We start from the raw sequence: 23,687 nt of genomic DNA on the forward strand, positions 1-23,687 counted from the left end.
TTTATTTCGATATTCAGGAATTTTCCGATCCATGGGCAAATCGCTGGTCATTGTGGAATCCCCGGCTAAGGCCAAGACCATCAACAAGTACCTGGGCAACCAGTACGTGGTGAAGTCGAGTATCGGCCATATCCGCGACCTGCCCACCAGCGGTTCGGCCAGTGCCACCAAGGAACCGGCCGCCAAGCGCGGCAAGGCTGCCGGTGAAGCGCCGGCGCTGTCGCCCAAGGAAAAGGCGCGCAAGCAGCTGGTTGCGCGCATGGGCGTGGATCCGGATCACGGCTGGAAGGCCAAGTACGAGATTCTCCCGGGCAAGGAGAAGGTCATCGACGAACTGCGTCGGTTGGCCAAGGATGCCGACACCATCTATCTCGCAACCGACTTGGACCGCGAAGGGGAGGCCATCGCCTGGCACCTGCGCGAAGCCATCGGTGGTGACGACAGCCGCTACAAGCGCGTGGTGTTCAACGAAATCACCAAGAAGGCCATCCAGGAAGCCTTCTCGCAACCGGGCGACCTCGATATCGACCGGGTCAATGCCCAGCAGGCGCGGCGCTTCCTCGACCGCGTAGTTGGCTACATGGTCTCGCCACTGCTCTGGGCCAAGATCGCCCGTGGCCTGTCCGCTGGCCGGGTGCAATCGGTGGCGGTGAAGCTGGTGGTCGAGCGTGAGCGCGAGATCCGCGCCTTCATTCCCGAGGAGTACTGGGAGGTCCACGCCGACCTCGGTACCGCGAAGAACGCCAAGGTGCGCTTCGAAGTCGCCCGCGAGAAGGGTGAGGCGTTCAAGCCGCTGAACGAAGCCCAGGCCATGGCGGCGCTGGACAAGCTCAAGGCCTCTTCCTACAGCGTGGCCAAGCGTGAAGACCGGCCGACCAGCTCCAAGCCTTCGGCACCGTTCATTACCTCGACCTTGCAGCAGGCGGCGAGCAACCGTCTCGGCTTCGGGGTGAAGAAGACCATGATGATGGCGCAGCGGCTGTATGAAGCCGGCTACATCACCTATATGCGTACCGACTCGACGAACCTGTCGACCGACGCCGTGGAAATGGCGCGCAGCTACATCGAGAGCGAGTTCGGCAAGAAATACCTGCCCGATGCGCCGATCGTCTATGGCAGCAAGGAAGGCGCCCAGGAGGCGCACGAAGCGATTCGTCCTTCCGACGTCAACATCCATCCGAGCAAGCTCAGCGGTATGGAGCGTGATGCCGAGCGCCTGTACGAGCTGATCTGGCGCCAGTTCCTCGCCTGCCAGATGCCGCCTGCGCAATACCTGTCGACCACCGTCAGCGTCGCTGCTGGTGATTTCGAGCTGCGAGCCAAAGGGCGCATCCTCAAGTTCGATGGTTATACCCGCGTGCTGCCGCAACAGAGCAAGCCGGGCGAAGACGATGTCCTGCCGGAAATGAACCAGGGTGAAGTGCTCAAGCTGATCCAGCTGGATCCGAGCCAGCATTTCACCAAGCCGCCGGCGCGCTACTCCGAGGCCAGCCTGGTCAAGGAAATGGAAAAACGCGGCATCGGCCGTCCATCGACCTATGCCGCGATCATTTCCACCATCCAGGACCGCGGCTACGTGACGCTGCACAACCGCCGCTTCTATTCCGAAAAGATGGGCGACATCGTTACCGAGCGCCTGTCCGAGAGCTTCTCCAATCTGATGGACTACGGCTTCACCGCCGACATGGAGGAGAACCTCGACGACGTTGCCCAGGGCGAACGCGACTGGAAGAACGTGCTGGACGAGTTCTACGGGGACTTCAGCAAGAAGTTGCAGGCTGCCGAATCCAGCGAAAACGGCATGCGTGCCAACCAGCCGACCCCCACCGACATTCCATGCAAGGAATGCGGCCGCCACATGATGATCCGTACCGCCTCCACCGGCGTGTTCCTCGGCTGCTCGGGCTATAGCCTGCCACCGAAGGAGCGCTGCAAGGCCACGGTCAACCTGGTGCCGGGCGACGAGATCGCTGCGGATGACGAGGGTGAATCGGAGTCTCGTGTGTTGCGCGGCAAGCATCGTTGCCCGATCTGTTCGACGGCGATGGACGCTTACCTGCTGGACGAAAAACACAAGCTGCATATCTGCGGCAACAATCCGGACTGCCCTGGCTACGAGATCGAGGAGGGCAACTACCGGATCAAGGGCTACGAAGGCCCGAGCCTGGAATGCGACAAATGCGGTAGCGAGATGCAGCTCAAGACCGGCCGATTCGGCAAGTTCTTCGGTTGCACCAATCCCGAGTGCAAGAACACCCGCAAGTTGCTCAAGAACGGCGAGGCGGCACCACCGAAGATGGACAAGGTGGATATGCCGGAGCTCAAGTGCGAGAAGGTCAACGACACCTATGTGTTGCGCGACGGCGCCTCGGGCCTGTTCCTGGCGGCCAGCCAGTTCCCGAAGAACCGCGAGACCCGGGCGCCACTGGTGCTGGAGATCATCCCGCACAAGCATGAGATCGATCCGAAGTACCACTTCCTCTGCGACGCACCGCAGAAGGACCCTGAGGGTCGCCCGGCGGTGATTCGCTACAGCCGCAAGACCAAGGAGCAGTACGTGCAGACCGAAGTGGACGGCAAGCCGACCGGCTGGCGCGCGTTCTATGACGGCAAGGCGTGGAAGGTCGAGGACAAGCGCTAAGCGCTTCGACGGGTAATGTGGAGGCCGCGGCTGACGATGTCAGGCGCGGCCTTTTTGTTTGTTCTTCCGGGCCTCATCGCTGGCAAGCCAGCTCCCACAGGTTTTGTGTGCGCCGCGAACCCTGTGGGAGCTGGCTTGCCAGCGATAGGGCCCGAAAGTACGAAATAGCTTACAGATCCTTGCACAGGGCCGAAGCTTCCCCGAAACTGACAGACCCCGCCTCGCAGCCCTACCGGAGAGCGCCTCAATGGCCCAGGAACTCTACACCCGCACCAATCAGAAAATCTTCTTCGCCGGCCTGGCCCTGGAAGGCCTGGGCAAGGCGCAGGAAAGCCGGGCCATGAATGCCCAGGCGCTGGTCCAGGCCGAGAGGGAGTCGGCGCTGTTCCACCTGTACGGTGCATTGCTGGGGCTGTGCCATGAGATCGCCGGGTTTTATCGCCTGCCAGAGGCCAATGCGTCCCGCGCCGAGCAACTGTTGACCCCGCAGGTTCTGGAAAGCATCGCAATCCCGGAAATGGCCGAGCTGGTAGAACTGGCCCAACAGCCGGAAACCTGGTTGGCGCGTTTGTTGAAAGCTTATTCCGATTTGTTCAAACCGCCGGTCGCCAATAAAGCGCCCAAAGGCGACGTCACCCAGCCGCTGATTCAGGCCGTCAACCTTGACGAGCCTGCTGTCGCGCCGCTTTCCCGTGAGGAACTGGAGGAATGGCGGCAAAACCTGAAGAAGCTGACCGTGCGTTTCCGCGAGGGTTTGAGTGAGTGCTGATTGTGACCGGCACTGTTACAATATCGCCCTTTCCTGGAGACCTCTGCTGATATGCCCACGTCCTTTCTAGAAATTGTCGAATTGCCAGACGGTCGCATCGAACTGCGCCGTGCCGAGGACGAGGGTTCCCTGGTTACCCTGAGTTTTTCCGAAGACGCCAAGGCGTTCCTGCAGGGCCAGCATGTCGAGGTGGCGAAGGCCATGCTCAGCGTTGGCGTGCAGATGGCGGGGCGTTTGGTGGAAGGTGAGATCGAGCGGGAAGACGAAGGACCGCGCGTCCTTCACTGAGACTGGCCGGGCTTCCTCGCAATGAGGAAGCCGGATGTTCGGCGTCGTAGCGGTTAACCTAGGCGAATGTTCAGGCTCTGCGCGCTTCCGACGTTGGCGGCACGGGTCAGTTGTTGCCGTGCTGCGCTGCCAAGTGGGGTCAGCCAGCTCACCACGGTGTGGCTGCGGCCCAGGCGCAGGGCGTCGCAGGCCAGTTGCAGGGCGCTCTGGTTGCCACGGGGTTGCAGGATCAGGATGCGTTCGCGGTTCAGCCCGGCATCACGCAGCCAGGCCTGGGTGAGGCTGGCAGGTGGTGCGATCAGCGTCAGCCAGCGCGCATCTTCTTCCTCGCTCAACTCTCGCAGGACCGGTGCCAGCAGGTTCTGGCAGTGCTCCAGCGCACCACGGAAAGACAACTCGCTGAAGACCTGCGGTTCATTGCTGGAACGCGCAGGCTTTTCCGCTTTGAGTCCAGGCAGCGCAGGCTGGGCCAGGAATGCCTCGAACAGGGGTAACTGTGCTTGCTGTGGTGTGTGGGTAAACTGCATGACGCCTCCTGGTTACCGGCGAATGACGCCGACGCTCAACCCCTCGATCACCAGGTCCTGTTCCTTCAGGTTGACCTCGATGGGGGCGAATTCGGGATTTTCCGCGATCAGCCAAACCTTGCTGCCTTCACGTTTGAAGCGCTTGACCGTGACTTCGTCACCCAGGCGGGCTACGACGATCTGCCCATTGCGCGCTTCGCGGGCGGTGTGCACGGCGAGAAGGTCGCCATCGAAGATGCCGACGTCCTTCATGCTCATGCCGTGTACCCGCAACAGGTAGTCGGCGCGAGGATGGAAGAAGGAAGGGTTGATGGCGCAGGACTCCTCAATGTGCTGCTCCGCGAGGATGGGAGCGCCGGCGGCGACCCGGCCGATGATCGGCAGCGAGCTGTCGTCCTGCTGCGGACGGGCTTCGAAACCGGGGATGCGGATGCCACGGGATGCGCCCGGCGTCATCTCGATCGCACCCTTGCGTGCTAGTGCCTTGAGATGCTCTTCGGCAGCATTGGGAGACTTGAAGCCTAGCTCCTGGGCAATCTCGGCGCGGGTGGGAGGGAAGCCGTTGTCTTCCAGGCAGCGCTTGATAAAAGCCAGAATCTCAGCTTGGCGTGGCGTCAGTTTTAGCATGTCGATGGCTCTGTCTTTTTATACAGTGACTGGGATTATATACAGTAGATTGGCTGCTGCAAGCCTCAGGCTACAGGCGGTAAGAAAAAGCGGGGCGGCTGTGCTCTAATAGCGCCCTCTGACTTGACAGTCACGTGGATGAAACGTATGTTTCAAACAACTGTTTGTCAGGTAGATCATTTCATGGCCCAATCGGAAACCGTCGAACGCATTCTTGATGCTGCAGAGCAGCTGTTCGCGGAAAAAGGCTTCGCCGAAACCTCGCTGCGCCTGATCACCAGCAAGGCCGGGGTCAACCTGGCGGCGGTCAATTATCACTTCGGCTCGAAGAAAGCCTTGATCCAGGCGGTTTTCTCGCGTTTCCTGGGGCCGTTCTGCCAAAGCCTCGAACGCGAACTGGACCGGCGCCAGGCGCGCCCCGAGCACAAGCCAAGCCTCGAAGAGCTCCTTGAAATGCTGGTGGAGCAGGCACTGGTGGTACAGCCGCGCAGCGGCAACGACCTGTCCATCTTCATGCGCTTGCTGGGCCTGGCCTTCAGCGAGAGCCAGGGGCACCTTCGGCGTTATCTGGAGGACATGTACGGCAAGGTCTTCCGCCGCTACATGCTGCTGGTCAACGAGGCAGCCCCGCGTATTCCCCCGATCGAACTGTTCTGGCGCGTGCACTTCATGCTCGGCGCCGCGGCGTTCAGCATGTCCGGGATCAAGGCGTTGCGGGCGATCGCCGAGACCGATTTCGGCGTCAACACCTCCATCGAACAGGTGATGCGCCTGATGGTGCCGTTCCTCGCCGCCGGCATGCGTGCCGACAGCGGCGTCACCGACGATGCCATGGCCGCAGCGCAACTGCGCCCGCGCAGCAAGTCGACCGGTACGCCGGCTCCGGCCAAGGCCTGATTGCGACTGGGCGCGACGCCTGGCTTCGGCTAAGCTAGCGCCCCATGTCTACTCTCGATCTGCTGCATATTTCCCTCGCCGACCAGGCCCTGTATGGCTTCGCCCAAGGGCGCCTGGTCGTGCGCCTGCCGGTGTCCACGGCGCTCAACGGCCCGGGTGAACGCAACGGTTCTGGCTGTACGCCGCGTGGCCTGCACCAAGTGCGGGCGAAGATCGGTGCCGGCCTGCCACAAGGTGCGGTGCTGCGCGGCCGACGCTGGACCGGTGAAACCTGGAGCCCCGAGCTGCACGAGCAGTTTCCCGGCCGCGACTGGATCCTGACCCGCATTCTCTGGCTGAGCGGCTGCGAGCCCGGCCGCAATCGCCTGGGGCGGTCGATACCTTCCGCCGCTACATCTATCTGCACGGCACGCCGGACTCCGAGCCCATGGGCGTGCCGTTGTCCCATGGCTGCATCCGCCTGCGCAATGTCGACCTGTTGAAGCTGTTCGACCAGGTTCCGGCGCACTGCCCGGTACGAATCGAAGAAGTCGCCTGCCCGCAGTGGGCAGGCGCGCCCCTTAACTGAAGGATCATTCATGACTGCCAGCCTGCAAGGCTCCCTGATGGTGGATATCGCCGGTACCTGGCTGACCGCCGAAGACCGCCATCTCCTGCGCCAGCCCGAAGTGGCCGGCCTGATCATCTTCGCCCGCAACATCGACAGCCCGCGCCAGGTGCGCGAGCTGACCGCGTCGATCCGCGCCATTCGCCCGGACCTGATCCTCGCCGTGGACCAGGAAGGCGGCCGTGTCCAGCGCCTGCGCCAGGGCTTCGTGCGCCTGCCGGCAATGCGCGCCATCGCCGATAACGACAATGCCGAGTACCTCGCCGAGCAGTGCGGCTGGCTGATGGCGACCGAAGTGCTGGCAGTGGGGCTGGACCTGAGCTTCGCGCCGGTGCTGGACCTCGATCACCAGCGCAGTGCCGTAGTCGGCAGCCGCGCGTTCGAGGGGGATCCACTACGTGCGACGGCCCTGGCCGGCGCCTTTATCCGTGGCATGAACGCCGCCGGCATGGCGGCTTGTGGCAAGCACTTCCCCGGTCACGGCTGGGCCGAGGCCGACTCCCATGTCGCGATCCCTACCGACGAGCGCAGCCTGGAGCAGATCCGAGCTGCCGACCTGGTGCCGTTCACCCGGCTCAGCGGCCAGTTGGCAGCTGTGATGCCGGCCCATGTCATCTACCCGCAGATCGACAACCAGCCCGCTGGTTTCTCCCGCCGTTGGCTGCAGGAAATCCTGCGCGGCGAGCTGGGCTTCGATGGCGTGATCTTCAGCGATGACCTGTCCATGGCCGGCGCCCACGTGGTAGGCGATGCGGCGGGCCGGATCGAAGCGGCGCTGAGTGCCGGCTGTGATATGGGGCTGGTGTGCAACGATCGTGCTGCGGCCGAGCTGGCGTTGAGTGCGGCGCAGCGGATGAACGTAACGCCGTCGCCGCGGATTGCGCGGATGCGCGGGCAGGGCTTCGCTCGCACCGATTATCGTGAGCAACCGCGCTGGCTGGAGGCGCTGGGGGCTTTGAAGCAGGCGCAATTGGTCGATTGATGTAGCGAATTCCAGGGCCTCATCGCTGGCAAGCCAGCTCCCACAGTGTCCGCGGCGCCGCCGAACCTTGTGGGAGCTGGCTTGCCAGCGATGAGGCCTTCGAAATCAACGCCCCTTCTGCTGCTCCGGCAGCGGCGAGAACAACGCCTCGATATCATCCGCCGCCAGCTTCCACTGACCCGCAGCGTTCCCCTCCAGCAACCCCGCTGCCAGCGCCGCCTTTTCCTTCTGCAGTTGCTGGATCTTCTCTTCCACGGTGCCGCGGGTGATCAGTTTGTAGACGAATACCGGCTTGTCCTGGCCGATGCGATATGCGCGGTCGGTGGCCTGGTTTTCCGTGGCCGGGTTCCACCAGGGGTCGTAGTGGATCACGGTGTCGGCGGCGGTGAGGTTGAGCCCGGTGCCGCCGGCCTTGAGGCTGATCAGGAACAGCGGTGTATCGCCATTCTGGAACTCCCGCACCGGTGTGCGCCGGTCCTTGGTGTCGCCGGTCAGCAGGCTGTAGCGGATCTTGCGTTTCTCCAGTTCTTGCTCGATGAGCGCCAGCATCGACGTGAACTGGGAGAACAGGAGGATCTTGCGCCCTTCGCTGAGCAGGTCGTCGAGCATGTCCATCAGGCTGCCCAGCTTGCCCTTGTCGGACTGCGACCCTTTCACTGTGGCATTGGCCACCAGGCGCAGGTCGCAGCAGACCTGGCGCAGCTTGAGCAAGGCTTCGAGAATCACGATCTGGCTGCGCGCCGCGCCATTGCGGGTGATTTCGGCGCGGACCTTGCTGTCCATCGCTACCCGCACGGTTTCGTAGGTGTCGCGCTGGGCGTCGCTGAGATCGACCCAGTGGATGATCTCGCTTTTGGCCGGCAACTCGGTCGCCACCTGCTCCTTGGTCCGGCGCAGCAGGAACGGGCGGATCCGCGCGGCCAGGTGGCTCATGCGCTCGCTATCGCCGTACTTCTCGATGGGCGTGCGGTAGTCGCGGGCGAAGGTCTTGCTGTCGCCCAGCCAGCCCGGCATGAGGAAGTGGAAGATCGACCAGAGTTCGCCCAGGTTGTTTTCCATGGGCGTGCCGGTCAGGCACAGGCGCTGGTCGGCTTTCAGCTCGCGGGCGGCCTGGGCGGCCTTGCTGGTGGCATTCTTGATGTTCTGCGCTTCGTCGAGTATCAGCAGGTGCCAGTCGATCGGGGTGAAGTGCTCGAGATCGCGAGGGAGCAGGGCGTAGGTGCTGAGGACCAGGTCGTAGTCGCGCAGGTCGGCGAAATGCCGGTTACGCCCGGCGCCATGCAGGGCGACGACCTTGAGCTGCGGAGTGAAGCGCTCGGCCTCGTCAAGCCAGTTGGGGATCAGGCTCGTAGGCATGATCGCCAGTGCCGGGCTTTTAAGGCGACCGGCGTTCTTTTCCGCGAGCACATGGCTGAGGGTCTGCAGGGTCTTGCCCAGGCCCATGTCGTCGCCGAGCAGGCCGCCTACCTCCAGGTCGCGCAGGGTTTGCAGCCAACTCAGGCCTTCCAGCTGGTAAGGCCGCAGTGTTGCATTCAGGCCTTGCGGAGCCTGCACCTCGGTGTACTGCGCATTCTTCAGGCGCGAGGCGAAGTCACGCAGGCGTTCGCCGCCTTGCCAGGTCAGGGAGATGTCGTCGAGGTTGCTCAGACGCGCCGCATCCGGGGCGGACAGGCGCAGGCTGCGGCCATCGTTTTCCGTCAGGTACAGCTCGCCGAGGGTCGCCATCAGCGGCTTGATCCGCCCATAGGGCAGGGCGACCCGTGCGGCCGTTGCGCCGTGGCGATGGCGATTGAGGTCGATCAGCAGGTGTTCGTCGTCGCCGCGCCTGGCCAGTTCGCTGCTGCGCAGCAGTTCCGGATTGCTGCGCAGCAGGTGCAGGAGGATCGGCAGCAGGCTGTGGCGTTCGCCGTTGACCACGATGCCTAGCTCCAGGTCGAACCACTGGTGCCCGCCGCCTTCCTCGATATCGGCGTACCACTCGTCCACTTCCTGCAGGTTGAAGGCGAAGTCGGCATGTATCTCGATTTCCCAGCCAGCTTCACGCAGCGCGGGCAGGCCTTCACGGGCGAAGTCCAGCCATTGCTGGTCGGTGTCGAGCAGCAGCAGTTCGCCGGCGCTTTCCGGCAGGGCCTTGCTTTGTCGGGTGGCGACCTTGAAGCCCCAGCCATGCAGGACCTTGCGCAAGGCTTGTTCGGCCTGGGCGTCGCGCTGGATATGCTGGGTGGCATTGTCGACGAAGCGGGTCAGTGGCTTGTTGCCGCTGGCACGCAGGCCGTCGTAGTTGAACGACAGTGCGGCGCGGTGTTGCAACTGGCGCTGCATGCGCCCGCTCTTCGGGGCGTAGGCGCTGAATTCGTGGCTTCCGAGTATCAGGTGGGCGACGGGCTGGATGCCGTCGATGGTTTCTTCGCGCAGCCTGGTGGGTGTCGGCAGTTGCTTGTCCAGGGCCGCGAGGCGATGGCTGAGCTGGGCTACCAGGGGTTCCGGTACGTCCGGTGCCAGGGTCAGTTGCTGGGCAACGTAAGGATCCAGGTTATGCCGGAGCAGGCCGGCCTGCATGATGGTGATATCGAACCAATACAACGGTTGCAGCGGCAGGACCCGGCGCACGGGCTCATCGCCGTGATGCCACATTCCCCAGTAGTGACCGTTCTTCTGGCGTACCCAACGGAACTCGGCGTCCAGGACCGGGCCCTGGGTCACCGGGCGCATGCCCTCGTCGAACATCAGGCGGCCGCTGTCCAGCGCTTGCTGGAACACCTCGCTGTCATGTTTTTCATCGAGGGGGAAGGTCATGCCCCAGAATCGCTCCTTGCGATTAAGGTGCAGGAGAATCTGCCGGTCTTGCGGGGTGACGTACCTGGGTGGCTGGAACAGCAGTTCGGGGATCGAGCGCAGGTTGGCGAACTGGATGCTCCCATTGGGTTGCCGTGTGCCTTTCCTGATCTTCAGGCAGAAGATGTCTTCATCGAAATGGATAAAGTAGTAGAGGGCACGGCCCTGGCTGTCTGGCCGCTGCTCGACGCTGCCCGGCGCGGGCTTTTCCAGTTTGTCCAGCCAGGACTCCAGATCCGCGGTCAGCCTCTCGCCCGAGGGTTCGAGATGATCCTGGGCGTAGTAGAGCACGGCAGCGCAGTGCTTGCAGTCGACGCCCACCGGGCAGGTGCAATCGCAATCAACCCAGTATCCATTGTCTCCACGCGGTTTTATGCCGATCACCTGCCTGTAGCGGTGATCGCCCGAGCCTTCGCAGGTGGCGTGGATCGTGTCGTTCTCGACCTTTACGATGCGGACTCGTTGCTGTCTCGCGTAACCGAGCCCGCGTTCCAGCACCCTGGCACTGAATTCGTCCTGCCAGGCGCTACTTCCGAGCAGCCGGTCGAGCATATGAGGCATGCGTTACTGCTCCATCATCTCGGGATCAGGCGCCGGGCTCGCCGGCGCGCCCACTTTGCGAATCTTCACCAGCAGCGCCAGGTGTCCGCCATCGAGGAACGTCAGCTCCGCGCTCTTCACGTTCTTGTTGCCCTGCTTGAACGCCTCGCTCTGTATCACTGCGCCGTTGGTGTCGAACTGGTTGACCCAGAAGTTTGCCTCGACACTGATGAAACGCGCTTCGCCCAGGCTGAGGTTGCCTTCGATGGGGAAGTGGCCGAACTGCTCCTGGCCGTCACTGATGGCGACCTTCGACACGCCACTGCCAACGCTCTGCTGCCAGGCCTTGTGCGCCAGCACGGTGTACTGGTTGTTGGCGGCGAGCGCGGCCACTTCCTTGTCGAGAATCGGTTGGCGCACATCGTATTGCGCGATCGGAGCTGCGCCGTCGCTCCAGTTTTCCGGAGCGAACTGGCTGGTGATGGCCGGCACCGCGTTCTGTCGCACCAGGATCATTTCCACCAGGTACTGGGTGTCGGCGAAAGCCGCCGGCGCGACCAGCGCCAGCAGCAGGGTGAGGTTGCGAATGGCACGCATGGATCTTCCTTACGCGGTTTGCGGGGTGAGGCGCTCGAACAGCGCTTCGAGTGTCGAGAATCGTTCATCGGCGCGCTCCATGGGCACCATGAACCTGAACTGGGTGGCGCCTTCGAATTTGTAGCGCTTGGGCTGGCCCTGGATCAGCTTGATCAGTACCAGCGGATCGACCGGGGTCTCGCTTTCGAATTCGATCTTGCCGCCTTGCGGGCCGGCATCGACCTTCTTGATTCCGAGCTTCTCCGCCTGCAGCTTGAGCAGGGTCAGGCGGATCAGGTTCTTGGTCGGTTCGGGAAGCAGGCCGAAGCGGTCGATCATCTCCACTTGCAGGTCGTTGAGGCCATCCTCGTCAACCGCCGACGCGATGCGCTTGTACAGGATCAGCCGCGCATGCACGTCGGGCAGGTAGTCCTCGGGAATCAGCGCCGGCAGGCGCAGGTTGATCTCGGGGCCGCCGCCCAGCGGCTGGTCGAGGTTCGGCTGGGTGCCCTTGCGGATCGCCTTGACCGCACGTTCGAGCATTTCCATGTAGAGGGTGAAACCCACCGCCTGGATCTGCCCGCTCTGGCCTTCGCCGAGCAGTTCGCCAGCACCGCGGATTTCCAGGTCGTTGGTCGCCAGCACGAAGCCGGCACCGAGATCCTGGGTGTTGGCGATGGCTTCCAGGCGCTTCTCCGCATCGGCGGTGATCTGCTGGCGCGGCGGCGTCAGCAGGTAGGCGTAGGCCTGGTGGTGGCTGCGTCCGACCCGGCCGCGCAACTGGTGCAGCTGGGCCAGGCCGAACTTGTCGGCGCGCTCGATGATGATGGTGTTGGCACTCGGCACGTCGATGCCGGTCTCGATGATGGTCGAGGCGATCAGCACGTTGAAGCGCTTGTGATAGAAGTCGCTCATCACTTGTTCGAGTTCGCGCTCGCGCATCTGCCCGTGGCCGATGCCGATGCGCGCCTCGGGCACCAGCTCGGCGAGGTCGGCGGCGCATTTCTCGATGCTCTTCACATCGTTGTGCAGGTAGTAGACCTGGCCGCCGCGCAGCAGCTCGCGCAGCAATGCTTCCTTGATCGTGCTCTTGTTCTGCTCCATGACGAAGGTGCGCACCGACAGGCGGCGGGCCGGCGGGGTGGCGATGATCGACAGATCGCGCATGCCCGACACCGCCATGTTCAGCGTGCGCGGGATCGGCGTGGCAGTCAGGGTGAGGATGTCGACTTCGCTGCGCAGGGCCTTGAGCTGTTCCTTCTGGCGCACGCCGAAACGGTGCTCCTCGTCGATGATGACCAGGCCCAGGTCCTTGAACTTGACGTCGTCCTGCAACAGCTTGTGGGTGCCGATGACGATATCGATCTTGCCCTCGGCCAGCTCGCCCATGGCGGTGCTGACTTCCTTGGCCGACTTGAAGCGGCTCATCACTTCAACGCTTACCGGCCAGTCGGCGAAGCGGTCGCGGAAGCTGTTGTAGTGCTGCTGGGCGAGCAGGGTGGTGGGCACCAGAATGGCCACCTGGCGACCGCTGTGCACAGCGATGAAGGCGGCGCGCATGGCCACCTCGGTCTTGCCGAAGCCAACGTCGCCGCAGACCAGGCGGTCCATCGGCTTGGCGGCAAGCATGTCCTCGCGCACCGCTTCGATGGCGTTCTGCTGGTCCGGGGTTTCCTCGAAGGGGAAGCCGGCGCTGAATGCGGCGTAATCGGCGGCCGGGTCGGCGAAGGCGTAACCCTTGCGCGCGGCGCGGCGGGCATAGATGTCGAGCAGCTCGGCGGCGACATCGCGAACCTGCTCGGCCGCCTTGCGCTTGGCCTTCTGCCACGTCTCGGAGCCGAGCCGGTGCAGCGGGGCCAGAGCGTCGTCGCTGCCGGTGTAGCGGGCGATCAGGTGCAGGTTGGCTACCGGCACGTAGAGCTTGGCGCCTTCGGCGTATTCCAGGGTGAGGAATTCGGCGGCCTGGTTGTCGATCTCCAAAGTCGCCAGGCCCAGGTAGCGGCCGACACCGTGGTCGATATGCACCACCGGGGCGCCTTCGCGCAGTTCGGTAAGGTTCTTGATCACCGCGTCGTTGCTGGCGTCGCTGCGTTTTTCGCGACGCCGGCGCTGCATCACGCGCTGGCCGAACAACGGGCTTTCGGCGACCAGCGCCAGGGCCGGGTCTTCCAGCACCAGGCCGTCGTCCAGCGGGGCGATGGTGATTGCCAGGCGCTCCTTGCCGGTGACGAAGTCGAGCCAGCTGTCCACGGTCTGCGGGCGCAGTTTCAGGCGTTCGAGCAGTTCCAGGAGCACTTCGCGCCGGCCTGCGGATTCGGCGGTGAACAGTACGCGGCCGGGGAACTGGTCGAGGAACTCCGAAAGCGCGGCCAGCGGCTGGTTGGCCTTGGCCTCGATGGCCAGGTTCGGCAGTTTCTGCGCCGGGAAACGCTCGCGGCCGACGCCGGCATCCACGTCATCGGCGCTGACCACGATGCGCGGCCAGCCCTTGAGCCTGGCAAAGCAGTCTTCCACCGGCAGGAACAGCTCGGCGGGCGGCAGCAGTGGCCGGTTCGGATCGATGCGGCGCTCTTCGTAGCGGCCGCGCACGTCGTTCCAGAAATGCTCGGCGGCCTGTTCCACGCCCGGCAGGGAGAACACCTGGGTATCCTGGGGCAGGTAGTCGAACAGGGTCGAGGTTTCATCGAAGAACAGCGGCAGGTAGTACTCGATGCCGGCGGGGATGATCCCGCTGGTGAGGTCCTGGAAGATCGGGCTGCGGCGGAAGTCCACGTCGAAGCGCTCGCGGAAGCGCGCCTTGAAGCGGGTCACCGCGTCCTTCTGCAGGGGGAATTCCCGCGCCGGCAGCAGGCGTACCGAGCCGACCTTGTCGATGGAGCGCTGGGTCTCCGGGTCGAAGGTGCGCAGGGTCTCGATCTCGTCGTCGAACAGATCGATGCGGTAGGGCAGCTTGCTGCCCATGGGGAACAGGTCGATCAGGGCGCCGCGCACGGCGAACTCGCCATGTTCGTAGACGGTATCGACGCAGCGGTAGCCGCTGGCCTCCAGGCGGCTGCGCATCTGTTCCACATCGAGCTTCTGGCCGATATCCAGGACCAGGCTGCTGCCGAGCAGGAAGCGGGTTGGCGCCAGGCGGTGCAGGGCAGTGGTGATCGGCACCACCAGGATGCCGTGGTCCAGCTCCGGCAGGCGGTACAGGCTGGCGATCCGCTGCGAGATGATGTCCTGGTGCGGTGAGAACAGATCGTAGGGCAGGGTTTCCCAATCGGGGAAGGGCAACACCGCCAGCTCCGGCGCGAAGAAGCGCAGTTCCTGTTCCAGCCGGTCGGCGCTCTGGCTATCGGCGGTCAGTAGCAGGGTGAAGCGCTTGGCGGCGCTGGCAGCCTCGGCGATGGCCAGGCTCAGGGCGGCGCCGGGCAGGTTGCCCCAGGTTTGTTTGCCGGCGGTGGCCGGAAGGTGCGGTAGACGCAGAACTGGCACGGGAGGTCGAACTCCAAGCGTTGCGACAAAGAGATCGATTGTACCGGTCCGAAGCCCATGGGGTAAGGCTTGCAGTGGTCAAATTGGCGCAACGTGACGGGGGCGACAGGCGCTCATTGCTCGAACGAGAGCTCGGCGTCATAATGTAGCCCCTTTTTTCTGTCCCTACATGTGGAAGGTTCCCGTGACTCAGAAGCCCGACCAGTGTCTTGGTGAGTGGATCGATCGTGAAGCACTTGCAGAAGCGATGATCCCGCTTATCGGTCAGCTCTACCGCAATAACAACGTGGTGAGCTCGATCTATGGCCGCAGCCTGATCAACCGCTCGGTGATCTCGATCCTCAAAGCGCATCGCTTTGCCCGCCATCGCCAGAGCGACGAAACCGAACTGTCCGTCCACGAGACATTCCCCCTGCTCAAGGCCATGAGCGAGCTGAAACTGGGCGCCGCCTCGGTCGACCTGGGCAAGCTGGCCAACAAGTTCAAGCTTGAAGGCAACGGCCGCAGCGTCGAGCAGTTCGTTCGTGAAGAACTGGCCGAAGTGGTCGGTCAGCAGAACGCTTCCGCACGCAAGGGCACCGACGTCGTCCTGTATGGTTTCGGCCGCATCGGCCGCCTGCTGGCGCGCATCCTGATCGAGAAGACCGGTGGTGGCGACGGCCTGCGCCTGCGCGCCATCGTCGTGCGCAAGGGCGCGACCAACGACCTGATCAAGCGTGCCAGCCTGCTGCGTCGTGACTCGGTTCACGGCCCGTTCGACGGCACCATCACGGTCGACGAAGAGAACAACACCATCACCGCCAACGGCAACCTGATCCAGGTGATCTATGCCAAGGCGCCGAGCGAAGTCGACTACACCCAGTACGGTATCGACAACGCCCTGATCGTCGACAACACCGGTGTATGGCGCGACGCCGAGGGCCTGGGCCAGCACCTGGCCTGCCCGGGCGCTGCCCGCGTGATCCTCACCGCACCTGGCAAGGGCGCGCTGAAGAACATCGTGCACGGCATCAACCACGGCGACATCACTGCCGACGACAAGATCATCTCCGCCGCTTCCTGCACCACCAACGCCATCGTGCCGGTGCTGAAGGCGCTGAATGACCAGTACGGCATCGTCAACGGCCACGTCGAAACCGTTCACTCGTTCACCAACGACCAGAACCTGATCGACAACTTCCACAAGGGCAGCCGTCGCGGTCGTGCCGCGCCGCTGAACATGGTCATCACCGAGACCGGCGCCGCCACTGCTGCCGCCAAGGCACTGCCAGTGCTCAAGGGCAAGCTGACCGGCAACGCCATCCGCGTTCCGACGCCGAACGTCTCCATGGCGATCCTCAACCTGAACCTGGAAAAGGCCACGACTCGCGAAGAACTGAACGAGTACCTGCGCCAGACCGCCATGCACTCCGAGCTGCACAAGCAGATCGACTACGTGAGCAGCCAGGAAGTGGTATCGACCGACTTCGTCGGTTCGCGTCACGCCGGTGTGGTCGACGCCGAAGCCACCATCTGCAACGAAAACCGTGTTGTCCTGTACGTCTGGTACGACAACGAATTCGGTTACAGCTGCCAGGTCGTGCGCGTGATGGAAGACATGGCCGGTGTGAACCCGCCTGCGTTCCCGCGCTAAGCTTGCTGGTGCGTTGAAAAGGAACGGGAGCCTGCGGGTTCCCGTTTTTTTTGGCGTTTTGTTTTATGCTTCAGGGCCTCATCGCTGGCAAGCCAGCTCCCACAGGGTTCGGTGTGTACAGCTCCAGTGGAGGCAGGCATGCAGGCCTGTGTTGTGGTTGATGACTCCTACAAATTTAGCGGTGCACACGATACCTGTGGGAGCTGGCTTGCCAGCGATGAGGCCCTGAAGACCGCTACAGGAGGAGCATTTGAAAACAGCCCTGAGCATCCTCTGTGCCCTTGCCCTTACAGCTTGCAGCAAACCTGACCCGGTCGAGCGCCTCACCGGCCCTACCATGGGCAGCACCTGGACCGTGCAATACGTCCCGCCAGCCTCGGGCCCGGACGCCGGCCAGGTCAAGAAGGAGATCGAAAGCATCCTCGCCGAGATCGACCAGCATTTCTCCACCTACCGCAGCGATTCCGAAGTCGCCCGCTTCAACCGCCTGCCCGCCAACAGTTGCCAGCCGATGCCCGCCGATGTGCTCAAGCTGGTGCGCCTGGGCGAAACCCTCTGGCGCGAAAGCGGTGGCGCCTACGACCTCAGCGTCGAACCCCTGATGGACCTCTGGGGCTTCGGTCCGCAGTCGCGTGAAGAAAAAGTCCCCGCTGCCGAGCGCCTGGCCGAAGTCCGCCAGCGCGTGGGGCAGGGCCATCTGCGCATCGACGGCCAGCAGTTATGCAAGGACATCGCCCTGGAGCTGGACTTCAACAGTATCGCCGCCGGCTACAGTGTCGATCGCATCGTCGAACGCCTGCACGCGCTGGGCATCGACGACCTGCTGGTGGAAGTCACCGGCGAACTCAAGGCGGTCGGCCGCAAGCCCGATGGCAGCGCCTGGCGCGTGGCCCTGGAGTGGCCGCGGGAAGACCGCCAGATCGCCGAGCAGATCCTCGGCATCGATGGGCTTGGAGTGTCCACCTCGGGTGACTACCGCAACTATTTCGAGGAAAATGGCCAGCGCTTTTCCCATACCTTCGATGCCCGGCTCGGCAGGCCGATCGCCCATGCACTGGCGGCGGTCACGGTGTTCGAGGCGTCGGCGCTGGTAGCCGACGGTTATTCGACCCTGTTGCTGATCCTCGGGCCGGAGCAGGGTTGGGAATTCGCCGTGGCACAGAATCTGCCTGCGGTTTTCGTCATGCGTGCCGATAGCGGTTTTATCGCCCGTGTGACCCCGGCCTTCGAGCGGATCGTCGGTAGGAACGCAGGGAAAAACGGGGTATACGGATTTAATGGTTGATGGGGCACCTTTACCCCACCAACCTGATACCATTATCAGATGGTTGATAGATCGACTCCGTAGTTGAGTTCCTCTGCGAAGTCCGGCAGTCCGTAACCGATGGTTTTCTTGTAGAAAGGAGAGACCTTCGCAGTCGGTGCCTTCTTCTTGTGCTTCGTGGTGTAGAGCATTCGTGCCCGCATCACCTCGAAGGAGTAACCGCGCCCTTCACGGTTCTTGTCCTTGGCCAGTCGGTTGATGGACTCCGTGTAAGCGTTGGTGACGGGCATGTCCGTCTCGAAGTAGGTCATGGTCTCTTCGCGCCAGTTTCCCACTGCCCTGACCAGATCGCTCCAGACTTCCTTTTGGCCCTTCGGGATGGTGGCTATCCACTCGTCCAGGGCGGCTTCTGCCTGGAGCCGTGTGGTGGCGTCCCAGATGCCGTAGAAGCGCTCCTTGTGCTCGTAGGCGGCCAGCAGTTGCGGGAACGCGCCTGTCCAGGTCTCCATGATGAGGCGCTCCCGGTCTGAGACTTCGTGAGCGCGTTTCAGCAGGATTTTCCGGTCTCCCTTGAGAGTCCGGCTCTGGGACGGTTTCAGCTCCTTTCTGAGGCCCTTGCGCACTCTCTCTAGGGCATCGTTGGCCATGCGCACCACATGGAACTTATCGACCACGATACGGGCCTGGGGCAGCACAGCCTTGACCGCTGCCCGGTAGGGGTTCCACATGTCCATGCTGACGATCTCGACCTTCTGCCGGTCTTTCAGCTTCATCAGGTAGTTGGTCACCACGTCCTGGCGGCGGGTGGCCAGCAGGTCGAGCAGGGTTCGCTCCTCAATGTTGGTCAGAATGCAGCGGTAGCGCTTGTTCAGGTATAGCTCGTCAATGCCCAGGATGCGGGGCGTCTCGAAGCGGTGCCAGCGCCCCAGGAACTCGGCGCGGGCGTTGAAGATGTCGCGCACCGTCTTCTCGTCCAGGCCGGTCTGTGCCGCCACAAAGGTGTAGGGGTGGTTGAAGGATTCCTTCTCCACGTACTCATGCAGCCGCAGTGTCATACGGAATCCGTCCACCATCTCCGGTAGCTGGGGCCTGAATGTTGTCTTGCAGGCCCGGCAGGTGTATCGGCGGCGGACCACCCAGAGAGTGACCCGCTTGCCGTGGATGGGCAGATCACGATAGGGAACGTCACGCTTGCCGAACCGCACGAACTCACCCTGCACGCCGCACCCCTCGCAGGCTACTGGTGTAGGTGCTTCAAGCCGAAAATGTATGTCTTCATTCTGCTCATCAGAATCCACCAACTGGTACCCAGGAAGGCTTAACGAATTAATCATCTCCCGCCTTGATCAGAAAAACAGGTAGGTGGCGTAACCGGCAATCATCGCCATAGCAAAAATGACTGCTAAAAACGCCGCTAAAAGCTTCAGCGTGAACAAAGAGCGCAACAGAATGAGCTCAGTCAGGCTGGCTCCGGCACTGCCGATGATCAACGCTAGCACCGTCCCGGCACCCACGCCTTTGGCCATCAGAGCCGCTGCCAGAGGTATGACGGCTTCAGCGCGAATATACAACGGCACGCCGATGACAGCGGCAACTGGAATGGCAAAGGGATTATCTGGGCCTGCATACTGCTCCAATAAGTCAGTGGGCATGAAACCATAGATCACGCTGCCAATCGCAATACCGATGAGCAGGTAAGGCAACACATCGATAAAGTCCGACCAAGCTTCCCGCCACACACCACTGTACTTCCCTTCTTTCTTAACCGTGACAGTGGGTTGACTGTCACAGCATTCGCTAGACGTAGAGACTGTTGTCTTCCTATCAGCCCCGCAAGAAGCCGTCTTCGGAGTGGTGTCGCAGCTGTTGGTGCCGCAACTCGATGCGGTCGATGTAGCACTGCACGGGCTTGCTGATGAACTACATCCACTGCTCTCTTGTGTCGCCGTCCGGCGCACATAACGCTCGAAGCCAAGCGTGTGAAGCAGCCATCCGGCACCTACCGCGACCACCAAAGCGGCGAGCACATAGATAGCAGTAAGTGTCCATCCAAACGTGGCAACCAGCAGGCCGACGACGATAGGATTCAGCAACGGAGATGAGAAAAGAAACACCATCATCGGCCCAAAACCGGCCCGTGCCCGAATCAACCCTTTCAACATGGGGATAGTCGAGCAACTACAGAAGGGCGTTATAGCTCCTAAACCAGCAGCAAGAAAATAGCCTCGCTTCCCACTGGAAGTCAGTAACGCTTCCACCTTGGATGGTGGGATGTGACGTTGAAGAACTCCGACCAGCAAGCTAATGCCAATGAATAAAACCGATAGCTCGATAGCGAGAAAGGCGAACATGCCTAGAGCGTCTTGGAGTTGAGATGACATTCAATATTACTCCTATATTTCTAGTATTGTCGAAATGATGTACGCAGCCTACTTGCGTTTATCCGACCTGTCAACTATAATTCTAGAAACATCGAATTATTGGGGCGTGCTATGGATCACGAAAAGGTTGCAGCCAGCTTAGCTGAGCTAGGGAATAGTCACCGACTGTCCGTGTTCCGCTTTCTGGTCAAAGCTGGCCATGATGGGGCTTCGGTCGGAGATATCCAGAAGGGGCTGGGTATTCCTGCTTCGACGCTATCACATCACCTTGCGCGCATGGCCAAGGTAGGGCTGATCCGGCAGGAGAAACATAGCCGCACGATTGTCTGTATACCCGAGTATGGGCACCTAGAGAATTTGATCGGTTTCTTACAAGAGGAATGTTGTGCAGGTGTCCGGATTGCGCATGAACCAGAACCGCTTTGACGCTTGCCCAGCTCTCGCTGTCCTCCCTAGTCAGCATCGCTATGAAGACTCAGGCGAAGGTGGAAACAGAAAATTGGCAGTAGAGTAGGCTGAAGAGGATCAATCAGATAATCCGCTGAGAAAGATTTTCTTCTTTACATCTTTGGCATTTTATCAACCAGAAATTCCGGATACCCGAAAAACGAAGAATGAATGTCTTGCATGTAGTGCAGAGAAAAATAGCCTACGACGCGACCAAGGGTTAATGTGCGCGCCGTTCAAGCTTGATTAGACTGCACCCGAATTTTTTCATGGCGTCCAACCGTGCGCCATGATGCCCCGGTCGCCGGTGTGGCGGCCGGGCCTGTTCTGAAGGAGTACGCATGGCTGTCTACAACTACGACGTAGTGGTGCTGGGTTCCGGCCCCGCAGGAGAAGGGGCGGCAATGAATGCCGCCAAGGCAGGACGCAAGGTGGCGATGGTCGATAGCCGTCGCCAGGTCGGCGGCAACTGCACCCATCTGGGCACCATCCCGTCCAAGGCCCTGCGTCACTCGGTGCGCCAGATCATGCAGTTCAACACCAACCCGATGTTCCGGGCCATTGGCGAACCGCGCTGGTTCTCCTTCCCCGACGTGCTCAAGAGCGCCGAGAAGGTGATTTCCAAGCAGGTTGCCTCGCGCACCGGCTACTACGCGCGCAACCGCGTCGACGTCTTCGTCGGCACCGGCAGCTTCGCCGACGAGCAGACCGTGGAAGTGGTCTGCGCCAATGGTGTGGTCGAGAAACTGGTGGCCAAGCACATCATCATCGCCACCGGCTCGCGCCCTTATCGCCCTGCCGATATCGATTTCCACCACCCGCGCATCTACGATAGCGACACCATCCTCAGCCTCGGCCACACCCCGCGCAAGCTGATCGTCTACGGCGCCGGTGTGATCGGTTGCGAATATGCGTCGATCTTCAGCGGCCTGGGTGTCCTGGTGGAGCTGGTGGACAACCGTGGCCAGTTGCTGAGCTTCCTCGATTCGGAAATCTCCCAGGCCCTGAGCTATCACTTCAGCAACAACAACATCACCGTACGCCACAACGAAGAGTACGAGCGCGTCGAAGGTCTGGACAACGGGGTGATCCTGCACCTGAAGTCGGGCAAGAAGATCAAGGCCGACGCTTTGCTGTGGTGCAACGGCCGCACCGGCAACACCGACAAGCTCGGGCTGGAAAACATCGGCATCAAGGTCAACAGCCGTGGCCAGATCGAAGTGGACGAGGCCTACCGTACCCAGGTGCCGAATATCTACGGCGCCGGTGACGTGATCGGCTGGCCGAGCCTGGCCAGTGCCGCCCACGACCAGGGCCGTTCCGCTGCAGGCAGCATCGTCGACAATGGCAGCTGGCGCTTCGTCAACGACGTGCCGACCGGGATCTACACCATTCCCGAGATCAGCTCGATCGGCAAGAACGAGCAGGAACTGACCCAGGCCAAGGTGCCTTACGAAGTGGGCAAGGCCTTCTTCAAGAGCATGGCCCGGGCGCAGATCGCCGGCGAGCCGCAAGGGATGCTGAAGATCCTGTTCCACCGTGAAACCCTGCAGATCCTCGGTGTGCACTGCTTCGGCTACCAGGCGTCGGAGATCGTCCATATCGGCCAGGCCATCATGGATCAGCCGGGTGAGCGCAATACCCTGAAGTACTTCGTCAACACCACCTTCAACTACCCGACCATGGCCGAAGCCTATCGGGTAGCGGCCTACGATGGCCTCAACCGGCTTTTTTGAGCGGCTCCGGCCGGTGGCCTGAGCCGGCCGGGGAGATCGATTTCAGCGATTCCCGAGGGTGGCAGTGGCCAAACCGGGAAAGTCTGTAATCAGGCTGTCCACGCCGAAGTCGGCGAGTCGGCGCATCAGCGCCGGCTCGTTGACTGTCCACACCGACACGTGCAATCCCTGGCGCTGGGCCTTGACCAGCCGCTCGGGCTGCACAGCGTCCAGTTCAATGCCAGCAGCTCGCAACCGTAGTTCTGCGCGACCTTCAGCGGGTCGAGCCAGGCATATTCCGCCACCAGCCCGCGGGAAATGTCCGGGACCAGTTCCTGGGCGGCACCCAGTACTTCGCGGGAGCTGGAGGTGATGGTCACCTTGTCCAGCAGGTCGAAGCGCTGGGCCATTTCGCGAATGGCCAGGACGGTGGTTGCCGCACGGGTGCGCGAGGCGCTCTTGACCTCCAGTTGCCAGTGCTCGAACGGGCATTTCTCGAACAGCTCCTCAAGGCGCGGGATAGGGCAGGGCTGCACCCAGCCCGGACCACCCTTGCGCGCGTCGTAGGTCACCAGGTCGGCGGCGGGATGCTCGACCACCTTGCCGCGGCGGCCGGTGGTGCGTTTCAGGGTCAGGTCATGGATCACCATCAGCTCGTTGTCGGCCGAAAGGTGCAGGTCGAGTTCGCAGCTCCGCACGCCGTGCCCGAGGCACTGCTGGAAGCTGGTCAGGGTGTTTTCCGGGGCTTCGCCCTTGGCGCCGCGATGGCCGTAGATCTGCGTCACGTTTGTTCCTTCAATGAAAAAGACCGAAAGCTGAAAATCAGGAAGTCGGTGGGGCGTTCTGTTCCAGTGCCTGGCGGCGTTGCTGTTGCTGGCGTTGCAGGATATAGCGGGCGAGCAACTGGCGCTGGGCATCGCTCATGTCGATGAATTCGCAGCCCAGCTCGTAGCTGCCGTCGGTCCGCCTGGCGCAATGGGTGACCTTGCCGCGCAGGAGCAGGCCGGAAGCCCGGGCATCAGCACCATCTTGAGGGCGACGCGGCTGCCGGGCTCGAAGGGCTCGGGGCTGTTGAACTCGATCCCGCCTTCGGAGAGTTTTACCGGTTGCGGTGCGCCGATCTCGCCGATCAAGGTCTGCGCGAGTACCGCGCTGAGCAGGTCGATGCGTTTGTTCTGGGCCTTGAGGAAGGCGGCGAGGGTGCGGTCCTTCTCGCTCAGCTGGCGCAGCAGGTGCTGGGATTCGAACTCGCTCAGGTGCAGTTCGCTCAGCAGATTGAACAGCGGGGAATCATCTTGCAATAAGTCCGTGCCAAGGGCCTCCGCTGCGCTCAGCGGGCTAATTTCCAGTGCGATCCTGTCGTCGATACGGTAGTATTCGCGGCGATCTTCTTCATCTAATGTCGACATGGCGAACCCATGGTTACGGCGGTGGTCTGAGTGTAAATCCGCTGTCCTGCCCCCGCCACAAGGACGTTC

Annotated in this window: 16 protein-coding genes and 3 pseudogenes; 10 read left to right on the forward strand and 9 right to left on the reverse strand. The window is 62.2% G+C overall.

Going from position 1 to position 23,687, the window contains the following annotated elements:
- Positions 1-31: 31 nt before the first annotated feature.
- The 3 genes from topA to CSV86_RS04910 all read left to right on the forward strand — a co-directional run bounded on the left by topA (position 32) and on the right by CSV86_RS04910 (position 3,698).
- Positions 32-2,641, forward strand: coding sequence for a type I DNA topoisomerase (topA, locus tag CSV86_RS04900; protein WP_009404616.1), 2,610 nt, complete (start codon positions 32-34; stop codon positions 2,639-2,641).
- A gap of 247 nt (positions 2,642-2,888) precedes the next feature.
- Positions 2,889-3,410: a DUF6586 family protein gene (locus CSV86_RS04905; RefSeq protein ID WP_009404618.1), complete on the forward strand. Its 522-nt coding sequence runs from the start codon at positions 2,889-2,891 to the stop codon at positions 3,408-3,410.
- Between the two features lie 51 nt (positions 3,411-3,461).
- Positions 3,462-3,698 (forward strand): hypothetical protein, encoded by a 237-nt coding sequence (locus tag CSV86_RS04910; RefSeq protein ID WP_009404620.1) that lies wholly within the window; start codon positions 3,462-3,464, stop codon positions 3,696-3,698.
- 53 nt (positions 3,699-3,751) lie between these two features.
- On the opposite strand, the gene sulA is transcribed toward CSV86_RS04910, so the two are convergent.
- Together sulA and lexA are read right to left on the reverse strand one after the other, a co-directional pair.
- Entirely contained in the window at positions 3,752-4,225 is a 474-nt protein-coding gene (gene sulA / locus CSV86_RS04915) for an SOS-induced cell division inhibitor SulA (RefSeq protein WP_009404622.1), read from the reverse strand.
- 12 nt (positions 4,226-4,237) lie between these two features.
- The gene (gene lexA, locus CSV86_RS04920) at positions 4,238-4,852 is read right to left on the reverse strand and encodes a transcriptional repressor LexA (protein ID WP_009404623.1); all 615 of its coding nucleotides are present in this window, start codon (positions 4,850-4,852) and stop codon (positions 4,238-4,240) included.
- Positions 4,853-5,035: 183 nt separating this feature from the next.
- On the opposite strand from lexA, the gene CSV86_RS04925 reads away from it, so the two are divergent.
- From CSV86_RS04925 to nagZ, 3 genes and pseudogenes are all read left to right on the forward strand, one after another.
- Positions 5,036-5,749, forward strand: coding sequence for a TetR/AcrR family transcriptional regulator (locus CSV86_RS04925; protein WP_009404624.1), 714 nt, complete (start codon positions 5,036-5,038; stop codon positions 5,747-5,749).
- Positions 5,750-5,793: 44 nt separating this feature from the next.
- A pseudogene (locus CSV86_RS04930) lies at positions 5,794-6,317 on the forward strand (L,D-transpeptidase family protein).
- A 22-nt stretch (positions 6,318-6,339) separates the two neighbouring features.
- Positions 6,340-7,338: a beta-N-acetylhexosaminidase gene (nagZ, locus tag CSV86_RS04935; protein ID WP_170394692.1), complete on the forward strand. Its 999-nt coding sequence runs from the start codon at positions 6,340-6,342 to the stop codon at positions 7,336-7,338.
- Positions 7,339-7,443: 105 nt separating this feature from the next.
- Here nagZ and CSV86_RS04940 read toward each other — a convergent pair whose 3' ends face one another.
- The 3 genes from CSV86_RS04940 to mfd are packed head-to-tail and all read right to left on the reverse strand — an operon-like array spanning position 7,444 to position 14,769.
- Entirely contained in the window at positions 7,444-10,725 is a 3,282-nt protein-coding gene (locus tag CSV86_RS04940) for a DEAD/DEAH box helicase (RefSeq protein ID WP_009404627.1), read from the reverse strand.
- A gap of 12 nt (positions 10,726-10,737) precedes the next feature.
- Positions 10,738-11,310, reverse strand: coding sequence for a CsiV family protein (locus CSV86_RS04945; protein WP_009404628.1), 573 nt, complete (start codon positions 11,308-11,310; stop codon positions 10,738-10,740).
- A gap of 9 nt (positions 11,311-11,319) precedes the next feature.
- Positions 11,320-14,769, reverse strand: a complete 3,450-nt coding sequence (gene mfd, locus CSV86_RS04950; protein WP_009404629.1) for a transcription-repair coupling factor — start codon at positions 14,767-14,769, stop codon at positions 11,320-11,322.
- Positions 14,770-14,938: 169 nt separating this feature from the next.
- Between mfd and CSV86_RS04955 the strand changes: the two genes are divergently transcribed.
- Both CSV86_RS04955 and CSV86_RS04960 read left to right on the forward strand, forming a co-directional pair.
- Positions 14,939-16,402, forward strand: coding sequence for a glyceraldehyde-3-phosphate dehydrogenase (locus tag CSV86_RS04955; protein WP_009404630.1), 1,464 nt, complete (start codon positions 14,939-14,941; stop codon positions 16,400-16,402).
- A gap of 268 nt (positions 16,403-16,670) precedes the next feature.
- Positions 16,671-17,687, forward strand: coding sequence for an FAD:protein FMN transferase (locus tag CSV86_RS04960; protein ID WP_376699747.1), 1,017 nt, complete (start codon positions 16,671-16,673; stop codon positions 17,685-17,687).
- Positions 17,688-17,722: 35 nt separating this feature from the next.
- Here the strand turns inward: CSV86_RS04960 and CSV86_RS04965 are convergent, their stop codons facing one another.
- Positions 17,723-19,000 (reverse strand): ISL3 family transposase, encoded by a 1,278-nt coding sequence (locus tag CSV86_RS04965; RefSeq protein ID WP_000610830.1) that lies wholly within the window; start codon positions 18,998-19,000, stop codon positions 17,723-17,725.
- 12 nt (positions 19,001-19,012) lie between these two features.
- Positions 19,013-20,017, reverse strand: coding sequence for a permease (locus CSV86_RS04970; RefSeq protein ID WP_040363373.1), 1,005 nt, complete (start codon positions 20,015-20,017; stop codon positions 19,013-19,015).
- A 141-nt stretch (positions 20,018-20,158) separates the two neighbouring features.
- Here CSV86_RS04970 and CSV86_RS04975 point away from each other — a divergent pair, with 141 nt between their 5' ends.
- Positions 20,159-20,473 (forward strand): ArsR/SmtB family transcription factor, encoded by a 315-nt coding sequence (locus tag CSV86_RS04975; RefSeq protein ID WP_000349485.1) that lies wholly within the window; start codon positions 20,159-20,161, stop codon positions 20,471-20,473.
- Between the two features lie 362 nt (positions 20,474-20,835).
- The gene (gene sthA / locus CSV86_RS04980; protein WP_009394761.1) at positions 20,836-22,230 is read left to right on the forward strand and encodes a Si-specific NAD(P)(+) transhydrogenase; all 1,395 of its coding nucleotides are present in this window, start codon (positions 20,836-20,838) and stop codon (positions 22,228-22,230) included.
- Positions 22,231-22,272: 42 nt separating this feature from the next.
- Here the strand turns inward: sthA and CSV86_RS04985 are convergent.
- Together CSV86_RS04985 and CSV86_RS04990 are read right to left on the reverse strand one after the other, a co-directional pair.
- Positions 22,273-22,994: pseudogene (locus CSV86_RS04985) on the reverse strand (glycerophosphodiester phosphodiesterase).
- 37 nt (positions 22,995-23,031) lie between these two features.
- Positions 23,032-23,618 (reverse strand): annotated as a pseudogene (locus CSV86_RS04990) (PilZ domain-containing protein).
- Positions 23,619-23,687: the final 69 nt, after the last annotated feature.

This window comes from Pseudomonas bharatica CSV86 (assembly GCF_000319305.2).
Classification (GTDB): Bacteria; Pseudomonadota; Gammaproteobacteria; order Pseudomonadales; family Pseudomonadaceae; genus Aquipseudomonas; species Aquipseudomonas bharatica.

What these genes read in the sequence shown, in the direction of transcription:
- CSV86_RS04905 (WP_009404618.1), top strand. Translation starts at nt 2,889, where the DNA reads ATGGCCCAGGAACTCTACACCCGCACCAATCAGAAAATCTTCTTCGCC.
- CSV86_RS04975 (WP_000349485.1), top strand. Translation starts at nt 20,159, where the DNA reads ATGGATCACGAAAAGGTTGCAGCCAGCTTAGCTGAGCTAGGGAATAGT.
- CSV86_RS04965 (WP_000610830.1), bottom strand. Translation starts at nt 19,000, where the DNA reads ATGATTAATTCGTTAAGCCTTCCTGGGTACCAGTTGGTGGATTCTGAT.
- CSV86_RS04925 (WP_009404624.1), top strand. Translation starts at nt 5,036, where the DNA reads ATGGCCCAATCGGAAACCGTCGAACGCATTCTTGATGCTGCAGAGCAG.
- sulA (WP_009404622.1), bottom strand. Translation starts at nt 4,225, where the DNA reads ATGCAGTTTACCCACACACCACAGCAAGCACAGTTACCCCTGTTCGAG.
- CSV86_RS04955 (WP_009404630.1), top strand. Translation starts at nt 14,939, where the DNA reads ATGTGGAAGGTTCCCGTGACTCAGAAGCCCGACCAGTGTCTTGGTGAG.
- CSV86_RS04970 (WP_040363373.1), bottom strand. Translation starts at nt 20,017, where the DNA reads ATGTTCGCCTTTCTCGCTATCGAGCTATCGGTTTTATTCATTGGCATT.
- lexA (WP_009404623.1), bottom strand. Translation starts at nt 4,852, where the DNA reads ATGCTAAAACTGACGCCACGCCAAGCTGAGATTCTGGCTTTTATCAAG.
- CSV86_RS04945 (WP_009404628.1), bottom strand. Translation starts at nt 11,310, where the DNA reads ATGCGTGCCATTCGCAACCTCACCCTGCTGCTGGCGCTGGTCGCGCCG.
- CSV86_RS04910 (WP_009404620.1), top strand. Translation starts at nt 3,462, where the DNA reads ATGCCCACGTCCTTTCTAGAAATTGTCGAATTGCCAGACGGTCGCATC.
- CSV86_RS04940 (WP_009404627.1), bottom strand. Translation starts at nt 10,725, where the DNA reads ATGCTCGACCGGCTGCTCGGAAGTAGCGCCTGGCAGGACGAATTCAGT.
- topA (WP_009404616.1), top strand. Translation starts at nt 32, where the DNA reads ATGGGCAAATCGCTGGTCATTGTGGAATCCCCGGCTAAGGCCAAGACC.
- sthA (WP_009394761.1), top strand. Translation starts at nt 20,836, where the DNA reads ATGGCTGTCTACAACTACGACGTAGTGGTGCTGGGTTCCGGCCCCGCA.